Source organism: Bartonella sp. MM97QHHN (genome assembly GCF_042194285.1).
In the GTDB taxonomy this organism is placed as follows: Bacteria; Pseudomonadota; Alphaproteobacteria; order Rhizobiales; family Rhizobiaceae; genus Bartonella.
On the sequence record NZ_JBHIMS010000017.1, the window covers coordinates 1 to 2,838 of the forward strand.

General features: G+C 38.5%; 5 protein-coding genes and 1 pseudogene. All 6 read left to right on the forward strand.

Annotation, left to right across the window (positions count from 1 at the left end):
• Nucleotides 1-433, forward strand: a 433-nt coding sequence (locus ACFIJW_RS00260; protein WP_375632705.1) for a lambda exonuclease family protein, incomplete at its 5' end; no start/stop codon positions are given.
• 58 nt (nucleotides 434-491) lie between these two features.
• Nucleotides 492-980: a DUF488 family protein gene (locus ACFIJW_RS00265; protein WP_375606918.1), complete on the forward strand. Its 489-nt coding sequence runs from the start codon at nucleotides 492-494 to the stop codon at nucleotides 978-980.
• 140 nt (nucleotides 981-1,120) lie between these two features.
• Entirely contained in the window at nucleotides 1,121-1,735 is a 615-nt protein-coding gene (locus ACFIJW_RS00270; RefSeq protein WP_375632707.1) for a hypothetical protein, read from the forward strand.
• Nucleotides 1,736-1,738: 3 nt separating this feature from the next.
• Nucleotides 1,739-2,191 carry a hypothetical protein gene (locus ACFIJW_RS00275; protein WP_375632708.1) on the forward strand — a complete coding sequence of 151 codons (453 nt, stop codon included), beginning with the start codon at nucleotides 1,739-1,741 and terminating at the stop codon, nucleotides 2,189-2,191.
• Nucleotides 2,192-2,459: 268 nt separating this feature from the next.
• Nucleotides 2,460-2,708, forward strand: a complete 249-nt coding sequence (locus tag ACFIJW_RS00280) for a hypothetical protein (protein ID WP_375632710.1) — start codon at nucleotides 2,460-2,462, stop codon at nucleotides 2,706-2,708.
• Nucleotides 2,709-2,710: 2 nt separating this feature from the next.
• Nucleotides 2,711-2,838, forward strand: a pseudogene (locus ACFIJW_RS00285) (integrase); the annotation flags it as partial.

Below are 2,838 nucleotides of genomic sequence, written 5' to 3' on the forward strand. Positions count from 1 at the left end.
GGGCATTGAACATGAAGAGAATGCCTTAAGAGAATATGAATTCATTTATGACGCAGAAGTCACAAGATGCGGGTTTATCCCCCACCCCAAAATAGAAATGGCGGGGGCTAGTCCTGATGGGTTGATTGGAGAGGACGGTTTAATCGAAGTCAAATGTCCACAATCAACAACCCATCTTCGTTTTTTTATTTATGACGAAATCAAACCTGAATATATCGCACAGATGCAATTCCAAATGGCATGCACTGGACGCAAATGGTGTGATTTCATGAGCTATAATCCAAACTTTGTAGGCAAATCTACTGGTTTGAGAATGAAAATCAAACGCGTCAACCGCGATGAGAAACACATTGAAGAGATCAATAAAGCTGTCGAAATCTTTTTAGGGGAAATAGAACAAGAGATGCAAAAGATTTTGGCAAAAGCTGCTTAAATCTATGGGGGTGCTCTCTCCTCCCAGCACTCCCACCCATTTACCAAGGAAATTAAACGTGTGTAACACTAAACATATTATCATACAGCCTGCTAAAGATGAGGAATTTTGTTTTTTTACCATTGGCTATGAAGGTAAGTCCCTTGAGGATTATCTTAGTTGTCTCATAGAAAACAATATCAAAACTTTATGTGATGTTCGTAAAAATCCAATAAGTAGAAAACACGGATTTTCGAAAAGACAATTAGAGAAAGCTGTGAGCAATATTGATATTGAATATATGCATATGCCTGAACTTGGAATTGCTTCTGAAAAACGAAGAAATTTGAAAACACAAAAAGATTATGACCGCCTTTTTAAAAATTATCAAAATACAACTCTCAAGAATAATTTTTGTGCAATAAACAAATTATATCAAATTTTTTTAAACAAAAAGCGCGTTGCAATCACCTGTTTTGAAGCCAATGTATGCATGTGTCATAGAGGACAACTCGCATTAGCTCTTACTCAATTGCCTGATTGGAAATATGAAATTAAACACATCTAAAAAATAAACTTACAGATTTTTTACATATGGAGGTGCTTCTCTTCACAAATGCCTCCTAGCACCACCACCCTTCTTAACACTTTTAAGTCATGCGTGATTCACGAAATGGGTGAATTGTACGCAAATCAAGGAAATAAACCATGGAAAAGAAATATGAACTTACTGATGAAACAATTGAGTTTAGAGGAAAAACTCTTCACCGCATTCGTGCATTAAAAAATTTTGGAGACGTCAAAAAAGGAAATCTTGGCGGTTTTATACAAAATGAAAGCAATCTTTCACATGATGGCAATTGCTGGGTTGGTGATGATGCAAAAATCTATGGTTATGCCAAGGTTTTGGGAGATGCACATGTTTATGGAAACGCTTGTGCTGATGGTTTTGCAAGAGTTTATGACAAAGCCAAGGTTTTTGATAATGCTTATATTGATAATATTGCTGATATTTACGAAAATGCATGTATTTTTGGTAGTGCATGTATTACCGGACAAACTAATATTTTTGGCAATGCTCAGATTTTTGGACATGCTCATGTTTTTGCCAGTGCACAAATCTACGAGAATGCACAAGTTTCCGGTGGTGCGTTTATTAGTGGAAAAGCTAAAATTTATGGAAATGCTAAAATTTATAACATTCCATTGATTTCCATCAGAGCAAAAGTTGGGGGAAATGCCAAAATCTGTGGTGAAGCATTTATTCAGGGAAACGCAGAGATCATCAATGATGAAATTATTTCAACAGGTGAGAGGCAATAAACCATGAAAAAATATGAACTGACTGATGAAACAATCGAAGTTGGGCGCAAAACGCTCCGCCGCATTCGTGCATTGAGAGATTTGGAGGACGTCAAGAAAGGTGATCTTGGCGGCTATATCGAGAAAGAAGACAATCTAAGTCATGATGGCAATTGCTGGGTTGGGGGTTATGCCAAGGTTTATGATGATGCTAAGGTTTACGAAAATGCACATGTTTACGGTTATGCCGAGGTTTACGACAATTCTCGTATTTATGGCAAAGCAGAAGTTTTCGATGAACCGTGCATTTACGGTCATGCAGAAGTTTACGGTGATGCATATATTTGCGGTGAACCGCACGTTTTTGATAATGCAGAAGTTTATGGCAATGCACAAGTTTACGAAGAGCCATACATTTACGATAGGGCGCGTGTTTACGGTGATGCGCATGTTTACNGAGCCATACATTTACGATAGGGCGCGTGTTTACGGTGATGCGCATGTTTACGGTGATGCGCATGTTTACGGTCATGCAAAAATTTACGGTGATGCATGTGTATGTTGGAACGACTGGATTGATGACGATAGAAGAATCTCAACTAGAGAAAAAACCAGATGAGAAAATAACGAACTACTAATCTTATAGTATCTCTATAAGCCGTTTCTAACACCGAAAAACCAACTTTTAAACACCAGCGTGATTCACGCCACGGGGGAATTGCATCTAAAATGAAGGGGAACAGATATGGCACACCGCCAACCTACTATAACACAACCAGCCATTGCACGTGCTTTACGAGAAGCTAAAAAACAAGGAGCAGAGGTTGTAGAAATCAAGCCTACTGGTGAATTATTAATTCATATCAATAAAATCGTAACACCCAGAACGATAGATAATACTTATAGCATTGACGATTTTCCACCGCTTGAAAATGAACAAAAAGACTACGATACCAGCAAATCGTGTCCCTCTGTTGACGGTATAAAGTTTTAGCCATGCCAAAACGCCGTCCACCGCATCTTGTTCGTGAACGCACACGCCATGGTAAAATCATATGGTATGTACGTATTGGTCATGGACCACGGTTTCGGATTGAAGGAACCTATGGAACGCAAGAGTTTGT